13 protein-coding genes and 1 pseudogene are annotated in these 15,458 nt (G+C 65.8%); 10 read left to right on the top strand and 4 right to left on the bottom strand.

Features of this window, described 5'->3' with window-relative positions:
• Window positions 1-21: 21 nt before the first annotated feature.
• The 3 genes and pseudogenes from LI94_RS08490 to LI94_RS08480 form a co-directional block, all read left to right on the top strand.
• Window positions 22-411: pseudogene (locus LI94_RS08490) on the top strand (acyl-CoA dehydrogenase family protein); the annotation flags it as partial.
• Window positions 412-512: 101 nt separating this feature from the next.
• Window positions 513-2,249 (top strand): ubiquinone-dependent pyruvate dehydrogenase, encoded by a 1,737-nt coding sequence (gene poxB, locus LI94_RS08485; protein ID WP_046300913.1) that lies wholly within the window; start codon window positions 513-515, stop codon window positions 2,247-2,249.
• A 189-nt stretch (window positions 2,250-2,438) separates the two neighbouring features.
• Complete coding sequence (locus LI94_RS08480) at window positions 2,439-2,924, top strand: homocitrate synthase (RefSeq protein ID WP_024440259.1); 486 nt, start codon at window positions 2,439-2,441, stop codon at window positions 2,922-2,924.
• Between the two features lie 19 nt (window positions 2,925-2,943).
• On the opposite strand, the gene LI94_RS08475 is transcribed toward LI94_RS08480, so the two are convergent.
• Both LI94_RS08475 and LI94_RS08470 read right to left on the bottom strand, forming a co-directional pair.
• A complete protein-coding gene (locus LI94_RS08475) occupies window positions 2,944-4,422 on the bottom strand; it encodes a cytochrome P450 (RefSeq protein ID WP_024440258.1) in 1,479 nt (492 codons plus the stop codon).
• A 165-nt stretch (window positions 4,423-4,587) separates the two neighbouring features.
• Window positions 4,588-6,063 (bottom strand): cytochrome P450, encoded by a 1,476-nt coding sequence (locus tag LI94_RS08470; protein WP_024440257.1) that lies wholly within the window; start codon window positions 6,061-6,063, stop codon window positions 4,588-4,590.
• Window positions 6,064-6,179: 116 nt separating this feature from the next.
• Between LI94_RS08470 and LI94_RS08465 the strand changes: the two genes are divergently transcribed.
• Window positions 6,180-6,830, top strand: a complete 651-nt coding sequence (locus tag LI94_RS08465) for a TetR/AcrR family transcriptional regulator (protein ID WP_036456910.1) — start codon at window positions 6,180-6,182, stop codon at window positions 6,828-6,830.
• An 82-nt stretch (window positions 6,831-6,912) separates the two neighbouring features.
• On the top strand, window positions 6,913-7,788 hold the full coding sequence (locus LI94_RS08460; protein ID WP_046300912.1) for an SDR family oxidoreductase: 876 nt from the start codon (window positions 6,913-6,915) through the stop codon (window positions 7,786-7,788).
• 13 nt (window positions 7,789-7,801) lie between these two features.
• On the opposite strand, the gene LI94_RS08455 is transcribed toward LI94_RS08460, so the two are convergent.
• Window positions 7,802-8,980, bottom strand: coding sequence for an AAA family ATPase (locus LI94_RS08455; RefSeq protein WP_046300921.1), 1,179 nt, complete (start codon window positions 8,978-8,980; stop codon window positions 7,802-7,804).
• Between the two features lie 156 nt (window positions 8,981-9,136).
• On the opposite strand from LI94_RS08455, the gene LI94_RS08450 reads away from it, so the two are divergent.
• Entirely contained in the window at window positions 9,137-10,549 is a 1,413-nt protein-coding gene (locus tag LI94_RS08450; protein WP_046300920.1) for an ATP-binding protein, read from the top strand.
• Here the strand turns inward: LI94_RS08450 and LI94_RS08445 are convergent.
• The gene (locus tag LI94_RS08445; protein WP_046300911.1) at window positions 10,519-11,199 is read right to left on the bottom strand and encodes a response regulator transcription factor; all 681 of its coding nucleotides are present in this window, start codon (window positions 11,197-11,199) and stop codon (window positions 10,519-10,521) included. The genes LI94_RS08450 and LI94_RS08445 overlap by 31 nt on opposite strands.
• Window positions 11,200-11,280: 81 nt before the next feature.
• Here LI94_RS08445 and LI94_RS08440 point away from each other — a divergent pair, with 81 nt between their 5' ends.
• The 4 genes from LI94_RS08440 (at window position 11,281) to nrdE (ending at window position 15,247) form a co-directional block, all read left to right on the top strand.
• Complete coding sequence (locus tag LI94_RS08440) at window positions 11,281-11,952, top strand: DedA family protein (RefSeq protein WP_082105703.1); 672 nt, start codon at window positions 11,281-11,283, stop codon at window positions 11,950-11,952.
• A 400-nt stretch (window positions 11,953-12,352) separates the two neighbouring features.
• On the top strand, window positions 12,353-12,592 hold the full coding sequence (locus LI94_RS08435) for a redoxin NrdH (RefSeq protein WP_046300910.1): 240 nt from the start codon (window positions 12,353-12,355) through the stop codon (window positions 12,590-12,592).
• A gap of 58 nt (window positions 12,593-12,650) precedes the next feature.
• The gene (gene nrdI / locus LI94_RS08430; protein ID WP_046300909.1) at window positions 12,651-13,109 is read left to right on the top strand and encodes a class Ib ribonucleoside-diphosphate reductase assembly flavoprotein NrdI; all 459 of its coding nucleotides are present in this window, start codon (window positions 12,651-12,653) and stop codon (window positions 13,107-13,109) included.
• A complete protein-coding gene (gene nrdE, locus LI94_RS08425; RefSeq protein WP_046300908.1) occupies window positions 13,076-15,247 on the top strand; it encodes a class 1b ribonucleoside-diphosphate reductase subunit alpha in 2,172 nt (723 codons plus the stop codon). Before nrdI ends, nrdE begins: the two co-directional genes overlap by 34 nt.
• Window positions 15,248-15,458: the final 211 nt, after the last annotated feature.

Below are 15,458 nucleotides of genomic sequence, written 5' to 3'. Positions count from 1 at the left end.
TGTGTATAAGAGACAGCCGCCGGGGTGGACCAGAGACTGATCGCCCTGGCTCAGCAGCACCGGAATTCGGTGGCCGACGCCGCGGCCCGGATCGGCCGGTTCGTCGCCGACGAGCACGCGCTGCGGCTGCTGAACCTGCGCCGGGTGGCGCGCAGCATCGCCGGCGCCGGTCCCGGACCCGAGGGCAACGTCACCAAGCTCAAGCTGGCCGAGCACATGGGTGATGGTGCGGCCATCGGAGCCGCGCTGCTGGGTCCCGACGTCGCCCTGGATGACGGGCCGGGCGCAATGGCGGGCCGGATGGTGATGGGGGCGCGCGGTATCGCAATCGCCGGCGGCACCTCGGAGGTGACGCGCAACCAGATCGCCGAGCGAATTCTGGGGATGCCCCGTGACCCGCTGATCAAGTAGCGTTTGCCCTGACCTTTGCACGAGCGTGCAGAGTTGTCCGCCAAAGTCCTTGGTGACGCCGGACAACTCCGCACACTCGTCCAGAAGGAGGAGGACGCGTAGTGGTAACCGTCGCCGACCATGTCATTACCGTTCTCCAGCGCAGCGGGGTGCGGCGCATCTTCGGGATACCCGGTGACAGCCTCAACGGGCTCACCGATGCGATCCGCCGGGCCGGCGACTTCGGCTGGGAACAGGTGCGCCACGAGGAGACCGCTGCGTTCGCGGCCGCCGCGGAGGCGGCTTTGCGCGGTGGTTTGGCGGTATGCGCCGGTAGTTGCGGACCCGGCAACCTGCACCTGATCAACGGCCTGTTCGATGCGCAGCGCAGCCGGGTGCCGGTGCTGGCGATCGCTGCCCACATCCCGCTCGCCGAGGTCGGCTCCGAGTATTTCCAAGAAACCCACCCGCAGAACCTATTTCGTGAGTGCAGTGTCTACTGCGAGTTGGTCAGCACCCCCGAGCAGGCGCCGCGAATCTTGGAGCTGGCCATGCGTGCGGCGGTGGAGGAGAACGGCGTCGCCGTCGTGGTGGTGCCGGGCGAGATCTTCGGTCACCGTCTCGACGAGACCGCCTGGGGGGCGCGTCCGGTGCGGCCCACCGGATCGGTATGCCACCCCGACGAGCAGGGGTTGCGGGCGGCCGCGGCCATGCTCAACTCGGCCGCCAACGTCACCATTTTGGCCGGTGCCGGAGTTGCCGGCGCCCATGGCCAGGTGATGGAGTTGGCGCACACCTTGGCAGCGCCTATCGTGCACGCGTTACGCGGCAAGGAGTACATCGAGTACGACAATCCCTACGACGTCGGTATGACAGGACTGCTGGGTTTCGCGTCCGGGTACAAGGCGATCCGCGAAGCCGATGTGTTGCTGATGCTGGGCACCGACTTTCCCTACCAGCAGTTCTATCCCGATCGTGCGCAGATCATTCAAGTCGACATTCGCGGTCGAAACCTCGGCCGGCGCACCCCGATCGATCTCGGGCTGCTCGGCACGGTTACCGACACCGTCGCCGCGTTACAGCCATTGCTGGCACCCAAGAATGACCGCAGTCACCTGGAAAGGTCGCTCAAGCACTACCGCAAGACCCGCCAGCGACTCGACTCGCTGGCGTCCAACGATCGAGACCGCACGCCGATACGTCCCGAATATGTTGCCGCGGTGGCTAATCGGTTGGCCTCAGCTGACGCGGTTTTCACCGTCGACGTCGGGTCCCCGGTGGTATGGGCGGCCCGGTACGTGACCATGAACGGGCGACGGCGACTGATCGGATCGTTCAACCACGGCACCATGGCGTGCGCGCTGCCGCACGCGATCGGCGCTCAGTCCTTCGATCGGAAGCGGCAGGTTGTCGCGTTGGCCGGCGACGGTGGCCTGGCGATGCTGTTCGGCGAGCTGCTGACCTTGACGCAGAATCGCTTGCCGGTCAAGGTGATCGTGTTCAACAATTCGTCGCTGAACTTCGTCGAACTGGAGATGAAGGCCGCCGGCATCGTCAACTTCGGTACCGAGCTGGAGAATCCGGACTTCGGCGCCGTCGCCACCGCGCTGGGCATGTTCGGTAGGCGGGTGGAGCGGCCGGCCGATTTGGAAGCGGCGCTGACCGAGGCGTTCGCCTACGACGGACCAGCGGTCGTCGACGTCGTCACCGCACGCCAGGAACTGTCGATTCCGCCGGCGATCACCGCTGAACAGGCCAAAGGCTTCTCGCTCTACGCGATCCGGACGATCCTGGCCGGTCGCAGCGACGAACTGCTGGACCTGGTGACCACCAACGTGGCCCGCCGCATCTTGAATTGATATCGATCTCGACGCCAGTCGATAAATGCGTTGCGCGTCCAGCGGCCGCGCGATTAGCCTGAGTGACACCATGCGTTATCCAGTCGTAGTAGCCGGCACCCGCAGCGGGGTCTGATCCAGACCGACCCCCCGCTGTGGGTCGGAAGCTACTCCCGTCGGTCGCTCTCTTCGAGCAGAAAAGACCGCACTATGGCCAGCACATCCTTCGCAGACCGATTCGACACCCGACTACCGCGTGAACTGCGCGACCCGGGCGAACAGCTCACGTGGGAAGGCTTTGTGGCCAACTACGGGCGTTGTGCCGGACCGCTGCGGCTGGGCCGCTGGCGTTGCCTGGACGTCGATCGCCCCGCGGCACGGCTGGGGCTCCAGGGCCGCACTTACCAGGCGACAATCGCCATCGGAGATCGGACCGGCACGTGCACCGCAGCGGCGCACGGTCCGCTGGCCGCACTGACCGAGATGCTGTACGAGCGGGGTATCACGCTGGAAATCCTCGGATTCCATCAGCTCCGCTGCGGCACCGAGACGGCGACGTTCATCCACGGTTCCAACGGTCGCGAGACGGCCTGGGCGGTGGGGTTTGCCCCCGAGGCTGGACGCTCAGCCGTGGACGCTGTTGTCACTTGCGTCAACCGGCTTCTCACGGCGGAGTGCGATACGTCTGCGCGGTGAGTGGAAGGCGACGGCGCAATTAGAGCTGGCGCAAGACGATCGGCATCCCGTCCGCCGGAATGGGCATGCCGCCATAGTCCCAGCGTGTCCGATATCCGGGGCGCGGCAACTCCAGCCGGTACCGTCGCAGCAGCCGGTGCAAGATCGCCTTGACTTCGAGGCGGCCGAATGTCATGCCGATGCACTTGTGCGCACCGCCGCCGAACGGATTGAACGCGTAGCGGTGCCGCTTGTGCTCGCTGCGCGGCTCGGTGAACCGTTCCGGGTCGAACTTCATCGGCTCCGTCCACAACTCGGGGAGACGGTGGTTCACGCCGGGGTATGCGATGACGTTGGTGCCCTGGGGGATGAAGTAGCCCAGTAGCTCGGTGTCGCGGACTGCCTGGCGCATCGCCCACTGCACCGGTGTCACCAGGCGAATCGATTCGTCCATCACCAAATCGAGCGATTCCAGCTTCTCCAGAGATTCGATGTCGAGCGGTCCGTCGCCCAGTCGATCCGATTCGTCACGGCAGCGTTGCTGCCATTCCGGGTTGCCCGCGAGGTTATAGACCATCGAGGTGGCCGTCGACGTCGACGTGTCGTGGGCGGCCATCATCAAAAAGATCATGTGGTTGACGATGTCGATGTCGGAGAACCGGTTGCCGTCTTCGTCCTCGGCCGAGCACAGCGCGGTGAGCAGGTCGTTGCCTTCCTTGCCGCGGTGTTCCTGGACCCGGGCGGTGAAGTAGGCCTCCAGGAGTTCGCGCGCCTTGAGGCCACGCCACCAGGTGAAGGGCGGCACGCTGGTTCGGATCACTGCGTTGCCGGCCCGGGTCGTCGTGGTGAACGCCTTATTGACCTTGGTGACCAGCTCGCGGTCGGTGCCGGGCTGGTGCCCCATGAACACCAGCGCGGCGATGTCGAGGGTGAGTTCCTTCATCGCGGGGTACAGCAGGAAGCGCGGGTCGTCGGTGACCCAGTCGTTGGCGATCACCTGGGAGGCGACCAGGTCGATCTGTTCGACATAGCCGACCAGGCGGGGTCGTACGAACGCCTCCTGCATGATCCGGCGATGGAACATGTGTTCCTCGAAGTCCAGCAGCATCAGGCCCCGGTTGAAGAACGGCCCGATTACCGGCACCCAGCCCTGTTGCGAATAGTCCTTGTTGCGGTTGGAGTAGATGACCTGCGTCGCATCGGGTCCCAGTGCTGCGACGGCGGGCAAGACGGGCGAATCGCCGAACAACAGTGGCCCGTGCGTGTGATAGATGCGCATCAGGTAGTCAGGGCCGCCGCGCAGCATCTCGATCATGTGCCCCAGGATGGGCAGCCCGGAGTCGCCGAGGACCGGTTTGAGGCCACTGCCCGGGGGCGGCTCGGCGAGCTTCTTCTCCGGGAACTCCATGTTCAACAGCCGTTTCTCCAGCGCCCCCATACCGGGGAAGTTGTTGAACGACGGGGTGAACCGGCGCTTGGCCTGGTCGATCAGGTACTGCGGCGTGCTGATCGTCGTCACCGACGCTCCTTTACGGCGCCCGACGGGCTGTGGCGCCCGTCACTTGCCCGCCATCCTTGGATCAAACTTGACGACTGTCAAGGCCGACTCCAGCGTGGCGCGCCGCGAAGTTCCGGGTTGAGTGGCGCCGGCGTGTCAGGAGGTGATGTGTCAGGCGCGCGGGGGCTACAGCCGGCGCAGGACTATCGGCATGCCGTCCATCGGGATGGGCATGCCGCCGTAGTCCCAGCGCGGCTTGTAGCCGGGATGCGACAGCTCGATCCGGTACTGGCGCAGCAACCGGTGCAGCACCGTCTTGATCTCGAGGCGTCCGAACACCATCCCGATGCACTTGTGCGCGCCGCCACCGAACGGGGCCCAGGCGTAGCGGTGCTTCTTGTGCTCCGACCGCGGCTCGAGGAATCGCTCCGGGTCGAACTGACGGGGATTGGTGTACAGCTCGGGCAGCCAGTGGTTCATCCCTGGCCACGTCACGACGTTGGTACCGGCCGGTACGTAATGGCCCAACAGATCGGTGTCGCGCACGGTCTGGCGCATATTGAACGGCAGGGGAGTCACCAGCCGCAAGGACTCGTCCATGACCAGGTCGAGGGTCTCCAGCTTCTCCAGCGACTCGATGTCCAAGGGGCTGTCGCCGAGCCGCGTCGACTCGTCGCGGGCGCGGTCCTGCCACTCGGGGTGTGCGGCCAGGTGGTAGATCATCGTGGTCACCGTCGAGGTGGTGGTGTCGTGGGCGGCCATCATCAAGAAGATCATGTGGTTGACGATGTCGGCATCGGAGAAGCTGTTGCCGTCCTCGTCGGAGGTGTGACAGAGCACGGTGAGCATGTCGGTGCCCTCGACCTTGCGACGCTCCTTGACTCGCTCCACGAAGTAGTCCTCGAGCAGCTTGCGGCCCTGCAGGCCCTGCCACCACTTGAACGGGGGCAGGCCGGTGCGGATGATGGCGCCGCCGGCCCGGGTGGTCTGCTCGAAGGCACGGTTGACCTTGGTGACCAGTTGGTGGTCACTGCCCGGCTCGTGGCCCATGAACACCACCGAGGCGACGTCGAGAGTCAGCTCCTTCATCGCCGGGTACACCAAGAAGCGGCCGTCGTCGGTGGGCCAGTCGGCCACGATCGCCGAAGCCACCCGGTCGATGTCCTCGACGTAGCTGGCCAGCCGGGGCCGCGTGAAGGCCGACTGCATGATCCGCCGGTGCGCCATGTGCTCGTCGAACTCCAGCATCATCAAGCCGCGGTTGAAGAACGGCCCGATAACCGGAAGCCAGCCCTTCTGCGAGAAGTCCTTGTTCTTGTTGGTGAAGATCGTCTGGGTGGCGTCGGGTCCCAACGCGACGATCGAGGGCAGGATCGGCGAGTCGGCGAACGTGACCGGGCCGCGGGTGTTGTACAGGTGCAGCGGGAAATCGGGGCCCTGACGGAACATCTCGACGATATGTCCCAGCAGCGGCAGACCGGAGTCGCCCACTACCGGCTTGAGGCCGCTGCCCGCCGGCGGGGTCGCCAAAGTACGCTGCGGCCAGTCGACGTTCATCAGCCGCTTCTCGAGCAAACCCATGCCGGGGATGGTGTTCACGGTCGGGGTGAACCGGCGCTTGGCCTGGTCCAGCAGGTAACGCGGGGTACTGATGGTGGTCACGAACGCTCCTTAGCGGCCCGATAGGCTGTGGTAGCCGTCACTTGGTCACTAATACTTGGATCAAATTTGACGCCTGTCAAGTTTGAATCCAGCCCGGCGTGGTGCAAGGTGCAAAGGTGAACACTGAGGACAGCGCAGGCGGGCGGTCTCCCGACGATCTGCCCGTGCGCCGGGGCGACAAGCAACGCCAGGCGATTGTTCAGGCGGTGCGGGAGCTGCTGGAGGAAAAGCCCTTCGCGGAACTGTCGGTCAGCACCATCAGCGACCGGGCAGGGGTGGCCCGCTCGGGGTTCTATTTCTACTTCGACTCCAAATACGCTGTGCTCGCCCACATCCTGGCCGAGGCCACGCACGAGCTCGAAGAACTGACGCACTATTTCGCGCCGCGGGGCGCCGACGAATCGACGGAGGCATTCGCCCAGCGCATGGTGGGTAGCGCGGCTGCGGTCTACGCCCACAACGATCCGGTGATGTCGGCGTGCAACTTGGCGCGCAACAGTGACGCCGAGATCCGGGAGCTGCTCGACGCCCAGATCGACGCGGTGATCGACCAGATCGTCGCCGTGGTCAACGACGAGATTGCCGCGGGGACCGCGAACCCGATCAGTGACGACGTCCCCGCGCTGGTGCGGACCCTGGGCGCGACCACCGCCTACATGCTTTCCGGAGACGGCGCTTTCGTGGGGCCCGCTGGTGATGTGGGTCGTGGCGTGCAGGTGCTCGAGGCGTTGTGGCGCACCGCGCTGTGGGGCGGTCGCAACAGCTAGCCGGCGAGTCACCGGGTGGCGCGATCGGCTTGATTGGGGATTGCATCAGCGGTGCGCGGTACCGCCGGTATCGTCTGCACCCATGACACGCGTAGCGCAGTACTACCGGGGCAAGCGGTGCTTCATCACCGGAGCGGCGAGCGGGATCGGACGGGCTACCGCGTTGCGGCTGGCTGAGTTCGGTGCCGAGCTGTACCTGACCGACCGCAACGCCGAAGGTCTGGCCGAAACTGTGGCCGATGCGCGCGCCTTGGGTGCGTTGGTACCCGAGCATCGGGCCCTCAACATCGCTGACTACGACGAGGTCGCCGCGTTCGCCGCAGAAATCCATGCGCGCCATGAGCCCATGGACGTGGTGATGAACATCGCCGGTATCTCGGCGTGGGGGACCGTCGACCGCCTCAGCCATGAACAGTGGCGGAAGCTGGTCGACATCAACCTCATGGGCCCGATCCACGTCATCGAGAGCTTCATTCCGCCGATGCTGGCCGCCGGCCGCGGCGGGCACCTGGTCAATGTGTCCTCGGCAGCCGGAATCGTCGCCCTGCCCTGGCACGCGGCCTATTCCGCCAGCAAGTACGGCCTGCGCGGCGTGTCCGAGGTGCTGCGCTTCGACCTGGCTCGGCACAAGATCGGGGTGTCGGTGGTGGTTCCCGGTGCGGTCAAGACCGGGCTGGTGCACACCGTCGAGATCGCCGGTGTGGACCGCGAGGACCCGCAGGTGGAGAAATGGGTGGGCCGGTTCGCCGGCCATGCCGTCTCCCCGGAGAAGGCCGCCGACAAGATCCTGGCCGGGGTGGCGCGCAACCGCTACCTGGTCTACACCTCCGGTGACATCCGGGCGCTGTACGCGTTCAAGCGGCTGGCCTGGCTGCCCTACAGCGTGGCCATGCGTCAGGCCAACGTGCTGTTCAGCCGGGCGCTGCGCCCCTCGCAGACGTCGCTGCCCGGCTCCTGAGCCGCCACACCACTCAACGGCTGCCCCAGTCCCACGGCGGGGTGTTGAGCAGGCCCAGGCCAGCGACCCGCGTCTCGCCGAAGTCCTTGTAGACCTCGATCTCCGCGGCGTCGTCGCCGTCGGCTTCGGCAACCGGCACGGCGGCGAGCAGTTCGGGCATGGTGCGCGTGTGGGTGACCACCACGAGCTGGGTTCGGGGGGCAGCGGCCCTGATGAGCTCGGTCAGCGGCGCCACCAAGTCGGGATGCAGTGACGTCTCCGGCTCGTTGAGAACCATCAGCGACGGTGGCTGTGGGCTCAGCAGAGCGGCGGCCCACAACAGGAAGCGCAGGGTGCCGTCGGACAGTTCGGCGGCACGCAACGGGCGCAGCATGCCCCGCTGGCGCAGCTGCAGATCGAACATGCCGTCGTGCGCGCTGACCGACAGCGTCGCCCCGTCGAATGCGGCTGCGACCGCACGGTCCAGCTCGTCATCGCCGGACTCGATGATGGTCTGCACCGCCGCGGCCAGGTCGACGCCGTCGCCGGCGAGTACCGGCGTGCGTGTACCGACCTGGGGCCGTCGCACCGGTGCGTCGGCATCCACCCGGAAGCCGTCGTAGAAGCGCCAGTCGCGCAGCCGGTCGCGGACCGCGGCCAGCTCCGGATGGGCACCGGGGTGGGCGAATTCGGCGAGCACGATCCGATAGCTCGGCAGCGTCCGGGACAGTTCCTCGACGCCGGCGTCGACGCTGGCCTGCGCGAAAGCCCGGGTGCGGCTCACCAACGTGGCGCCGCGCCGCGGTACCGGCCCGGCGAAGATCACTTCCCGCTTGATCTCCGGATCGTGAGCGAACGCCGAGTTGACACCGGGGGACTGCGGCAATCCCAGATCGACCAGGTAGCCGAAATCGTCAGAGGCGAAACCCATCTCCAGCGAGACCGGCCGAGTGCGCACGCTGCCCTCGGCGGCGCCGCTGCGGCGCGCCTCGCCGAGCTGTTCGGGGCCGGCCCACAGCACCGACTCCAGGCCGCCCTCGCGGGCCAGCGAGCCGATCACCTCCCCGCGCCCGCAGTCGGCCAACAGTCGTAACGCTCGGTACAGCGACGACTTGCCGGTGCCGTTGGCCCCGGTCACGACCGTGAGAGGACTCAACGGCAGCACCAGCTCGCGCAGCGAGCGGTAACCCCGTACGGCCAGCGTCGACAGCATGCCCGGGACGTTAGCGGGTGCCTGCGACGGGATGGGCGTCATGAGCAAGCCCGCGGCCGCCTCAGTGCCATCACAGCCGCGGCGGGCGACGATGACGGGCATGCTGGGTCGATATGCGATGAACCGGGAGGCGGGGTGAGAGGCAACACGCACCGGATGCGGGCCGTCATCAAGCGGGTTCGCTCGCTGTACAGCGGTGTTCGGACCCGATCGGCGCTGGCCGCCGCCGCGGTGATGACCGTCTGCCTCGCCATCGCGGGCGGGCTGCTGCTGTTGGTGCTGTATCGGTCGCTGGAATCGACCGCCGAGAGCGCGGCCGGCCTGCGTGCCGAACACATCGCCGCCCAGCTGCGCTCCGGTGACCTCGACGACATGGAGTCGGCGTTACTGGCCACCGATGGCCACATCGCCGTCGTGCAGGTCGTCGGCGCGTCGGGCGCCGTCCGGGCCGCCTCCAACGGCGCGCCCCGATCGCCGCTGGCCGCGGTAGCCCTCGCCGACGGTCAAGCGCGCTATGTCGGCCGCGTCGAATCCGCTACCGGCGAAGAGTATTGGGTCTCGGCTCGCGGTGCTGCCGCCGACGGAGCACCCGTCACCGTGCTGGTGGGGGTGGACCGTGAACCGGTCGAGGAGATCGTGACCGTGGTGGGTGTGCTGCTGGCGGTGGGTGCACCGATTCTGATCGCGCTGGTGGCGGCGGGGACCTTCCGCCTGGTCGGCGCCGCGCTACGGCCCGTGGAAGCGATCCGCACCCGGGTGGCGTCGATCTCGAGCGCCGATCTGACCGAGCGGGTGCCGGTTCCCCGAACTCATGACGAGATCGCCGAACTGGCGACGACGATGAACGCCATGCTGTCTCGACTGGAGCATGGCAGGGCCGCGCAGCTGCGTCTGGTCAGCGATGTCTCGCATGAACTGCGCAGTCCGCTGGCCACGATCACCACCGCGCTGGAGCTAGCCAGTGCCCGGCCCGAGCTGATGGACCGGGCACTGATCGACGAATCGCTGCTCCCGGAGTCACACCGGATGAGCCGACTTCTCGAGGACCTGTTGCTGCTGGCCCGCTCCGACGAAGGGGCACTGGGATTGCGCGGGGAGGACGTCGACGTCGACGACCTGATGGTGGCCGAAGCGAACCGACTCGACGGCAGCGGGTCGGTCAGCGTCGTGACCGATATCCGGGCCTGCCGGGTCACCGGCGACCGCGCCGCCCTGACCCGCGTGATTCGCAACCTGGTCGACAACGCGGCACGGTACGCGTGCAGCACGGTGACGCTGAGCTGCCGTCCGGCCTCCGACGGCGTGGTCATCACGATCGCCGACGACGGCCCGGGGATCCCGGTGGGCGACCGGAGCCGGATCTTCGAACGGTTCGTCCGGCTCGACGCGGCCCGCGCCCGGACCTCGGGTGGCACCGGACTCGGCCTGGCGATCGTCGCAGAGGTGGTGCGTGCCCACCGCGGAACCGTTGCCGTGGACGATGCTGCCGCCGGTGGTGCGGTGTTCACCGTCTCACTGCCGCAGCGGGGTTTCCCCGATCAAGAGTCGAGGTCCGAGCGCAGCCGGTAACCGGCGCCGCGCACCGTCTCGATGGTGGCGAGCCCGAACGGTGCGTCGATTTTGCGGCGCAGATACCCGATGTAGACCTCGACGACGTTCTCGTCGCCGGTGTAGTGCGTGTCCCATACCGATCGCAAGATGTCGGCCTTGGTGACGACGTCATCCTGGTGTCGCATCAAGAACTGCAGCAGACCGAATTCTCGCGGCGTCAACATGATCACCGTGTCGCCGCGGGTCACCCGGCGGCGCGCCGGATCCAGCGACAGGGTGCCCGCGGTCAGCAATGTCGGACGTGCCGGGGCGCCTCGGCGCAGCAATGCGCGCAGCCGCGCCACCAGGACGACGAACGAGAACGGCTTGGTCAGATAGTCGTCGGCGCCGATGTCGAAGGCATCGGCCATGTCGTACTCGCCGTCCTTGGCCGACAACATCAGCACCGGCGTCCACACCTGCTGCGCCCGCAGCTCGCGGACCACCTGGTAGCCGCTGAGGCCGGGCAACATGATGTCCAGCACCACTACGTCGTAGTCGCCGGTGGTGGCGGCGGCCAGGCCCTCTGCACCGTCGTGTTCGACATCGACGACGAAGCCCTCGGCCGCCAGTCCGCGACGCACGGTCTCAGCCAGTCGCGCCTCGTCTTCGACCAGCAATATCCGCACGACACCAGTACAGCAGAGGTCGACCACGTGACCGGCTGCCTTCTCAGCGGTCCCACAGCGCCTCGCGGACAAGCTGGGGCCATGACCGGAATTACTACCAACCCCGACACCTTGATCGCCACGTTCGGTCTGTTGGGTGTGCTAGCGGTCGTGTTCGTCGAGACAGGCCTCTTGGTGGGTTTCTTCCTGCCCGGCGACTCGCTGCTGTTCACCGCGGGAGTGCTGGCCGCTCAAGTTCACCCGGCGGTTCCGCTCTGGCTGCTGGTCCTGAGCGTGCCGGCCGCCTCGATCGCCGGCGACCAGTGCGGCTATCTCCTCGGTGCCAAGGCGGGACCGGCGGTCCTGGAGACGCGGGCGGCCCGACGGCTCGGCCATCGACAGGTGGAACGGGCCCAGCGCTACTTCGCCGTCCACGGCAAGGCGACGGTCTTTCTGGCGCGCTTCGTGGCGGTGGCGCGGACGCTCACACCGGTCCTGGCCGGGGCGTCCGGAATGCGCCACCGCACCTTCACCGCCTACAGCATCGCGGGGTCCGTGGCCTGGGGTGCGGGCGTTCCTTTGCTGGGGTATCTGCTGGGCGGTATCGGGTTCGTCCGGGCCCACCTCGACCTGGTTCTGCTGGCGGTCATCGCAGTCTCGCTGGTCCCGGTGTTGCTGGGTGTAGTGGGTGGTCGTCTGCAGCGGCACAACACGGGTCCGGCTCAGGTAGATGCCGAGAATCCGCCGGAGTCGGTACCTGCCGGTATGCGCTGAGTCGCGCCGCCGAAAGGTTTGCTGTCCGGTGGTCGTCGGCGGCTTGCCCCGCTCCCGTGTCGGTGCCGAGTGGTAAACCTGCGGTTATGAGGAGAAAGACGTCAGAATGTGAGATGCGACACGCCGACGCGGATGGCGTCGCAAGCTTACGACCAGCGAATTTCAACAATGTCGTTCAGAACATCTAGTATTAACCCCGAGGGATGACCACTAGGTGTAGTGTTCGGGGGACCGACAGGCCCGGGATCTTCCAGTTATCCGGGCCGCGGCAACCGGCACCTATTGGGTGCTCTGCCACGGCTGCGGAGCTGGAGAACGGAAAGTCCTGACGGCCCGCTGAAACGTAGTGCCCGATCCGTCACCCGTTCGTTGTCGACGATTCGCTGAGGAGTCTGCCGCCATGAGCATCACTGTCTACACCAAGCCCGCGTGCGTGCAGTGCAACGCCACCTACAAGGCGTTGGACAAACAGGGCATCGTCTACGAGAAGGTCGACATCTCGTTGGACCCCGACGCCCGTGACTACGTCATGGCGCTGGGCTACCTGCAGGCCCCGGTCGTGGTCGCCGGCGACGAGCACTGGTCGGGGTTTCGGCCGGACCGCATCAAGGCGCTGTCGCAGACCGCGCTGAGCGCGTAGCGGCCGTTCGTCGGGTCGGGTACGGGTGGAGTCTGACTGAGAGCTGAAGGGGGTCGCCATGTCTGCGGAGTCGGAATGCAGCCTGGTGTATTTCTCTTCGGTGTCGGAGAACACCCACCGCTTCGTGCAGAAGCTCGGCCTGCCGGCGATCCGGATCCCGCTGCACGGACGCATCGAGATCGACCACCCCTATGTATTGGTCCTGCCGACCTACGGCGGCGGACGTCACCAGCCCGATATGGACCAGGGCGGCTACGTGCCGAAGCAGGTCATCGCTTTTTTGAACAACGAACACAACCGGCGGCTACTGCGTGGCGTGATCGCGGCCGGCAACACCAACTTCGGCGCGGAGTTCTGCTACGCCGGCAACGTGGTGTCCCGCAAGTGCGGAGTGCCGTACCTGTACCGATTCGAATTGATGGGAACCGACGAGGACGTACAAGCCGTCCGCGCGGGCTTGGCTGATTTCTGGAAGGACGAAGCATGCCACCAACCGCTGCAACTGCAGAGCAGGTAGCCCCAACCACCCGCAGCGTTCCGGTGGGCGAGCTGGACTTCCACGCCCTCAACGCGATGCTCAATCTGTATGACGCCGACGGCAAGATCCAGTTCGACATGGATGTGCTGGCCGCCCGTCAGTACTTCTTGGAGCACGTCAACCAGAACACGGTGTTCTTCCACAATCAGGACGAGAAGCTCGACTACCTGATCCAGAAGGAGTACTACGAGCGCGAGGTGCTCGACCAGTACTCGCGCAACTTCGTCAAGTCACTGCTGGATCGGGCCTACGCCAAGAAGTTTCGGTTCCCGACCTTTCTGGGGGCGTTCAAGTACTACACCTCCTACACGCTGAAGACCTTCGACGGCAAGCGCTACCTGGAGCGGTTCGAGGACCGGGTGTGCATGGTGGCGCTGACCCTGGCCGCCGGTGACACCAAGCTGGCCGAGCAACTCGTCGAGGAGATCATCGACGGCCGCTTCCAGCCCGCCACCCCGACGTTCTTGAACTCCGGCAAGAAGCAGCGCGGCGAGGCGGTCAGCTGCTTTTTGCTTCGCATCGAAGACAACATGGAGTCGATCGGCCGATCGATCAACTCCGCCCTGCAGCTGTCCAAGCGTGGTGGTGGAGTGGCATTGCTGCTCAGCAACATTCGCGAGCATGGCGCCCCGATCAAGAACATCGAGAACCAGTCTTCCGGGGTCATCCCGATCATGAAGCTGCTGGAGGACTCGTTCTCCTACGCCAACCAGCTCGGCGCCCGTCAGGGAGCCGGTGCGGTGTACCTGCATGCCCACCACCCCGACATCTACCGCTTCCTGGACACCAAGCGGGAGAACGCCGACGAGAAGATCCGGATCAAGACGCTGAGCCTGGGCGTGGTGATCCCCGACATCACCTTCGAGCTGGCGAAGAAGAACGAGGACATGTACCTGTTCTCGCCCTACGACGTCGAGAAGTTCTACGGGGTGCCGTTCGCCGACATCTCCGTCAGCGAGAAGTACTACGAGATGGTCGACAACGCCGCGATCCGCAAGACCAAGATCAAGGCGCGCGAGTTCTTCCAGACCCTGGCCGAGCTGCAGTTCGAATCCGGTTACCCGTACGTCATGTTCGAAGATACCGTCAATCGGGCTAACCCCATCGCGGGCAAGATCACCCACTCCAACCTGTGCTCGGAGATCCTGCAGGTCTCCACTCCGTCGGAGTTCAACGACGACCTGTCCTATGCCAAGGTGGGCAAGGACATCTCCTGCAACCTGGGGTCGCTCAACATCGCCAAGGCGATGGACTCGCCCGACTTCGGCCAGACCATTGAGGTCGCCATCCGGGCGCTGACCGCGGTGTCGGATCAGACCCACATCTGGTCGGTGCCGTCGATCGAGCAGGGCAACAACCAGTCGCACGCCATCGGGCTGGGCCAGATGAACCTGCACGGGTACCTGGCCCGGGAGCGGATCTTCTACGGATCCGAAGAGGGCATCGACTTCACCAACATCTACTTCTACACAGTGCTGTACCACGCACTGCGCGCGTCGAATCGCCTTGCCCTGGAACGGGGTACGTCATTCGTGGGCTTCGAGAACTCCAAGTACGCCTCCGGCGAGTTCTTCGACAAGTACACCGAGCAGGTGTGGGAGCCCAAGACGGAGCGGGTGCGTGAGCTGTTCGCCGAGGCGGGCATCCGGATCCCGGGACAGGACGATTGGCGCCGGCTCAAGGAATCGGTGCAGACCCACGGGATCTACAACCAGAACCTGCAGGCCGTCCCCCCGACCGGATCGATCTCCTACATCAACCACTCGACGTCGTCGATCCACCCGATCGTGGCGCGGGTCGAGATCCGCAAGGAAGGCAAGATCGGCCGGGTCTACTACCCGGCGCCCTACATGACCAACGACAACCTGGAGTACTACCAGGACGCCTACGAGATCGGCTACGAGAAGATCATCGACACCTACGCCGCGGCCACCCAGCATGTGGACCAGGGGCTGAGCCTGACGCTGTTCTTCAAGGACACCGCGACCACTCGCGACGTCAACCGGGCGCAGATCTACGCCTGGCGCAAGGGAATCAAGACGCTGTATTACATCCGGCTGCGGCAGATGGCGCTGGACGGCACGCAGGTGGAAAATTGCGTCAGCTGCATGTTGTGACAATTTTCCGACGACACGCGGGCCAGGGGAGACATCCCCTGGCCCGTCTGCTTTTGATGGAGGTCTGAAGTCCCCCGGTCGATCGACTGCTTGCCTGCCTGAACAGTCTTGACGTAGATGGCACTTTCGGGTGCCGCGACCAAGTGTTTATGCTTGGCGTGAAGTTCCTGTGTGAATCAGTTTCAACGTTCACTTCTTTGCGGGTAAACCG

Source organism: Mycobacterium sp. UM_Kg27 (assembly GCF_000972905.1).
Lineage (GTDB): Bacteria > Actinomycetota > Actinomycetes > Mycobacteriales > Mycobacteriaceae > Mycobacterium.
Note: the sequence above shows the minus strand (reverse complement) of the source record. Positions and strands in the feature narration are given on the sequence as shown.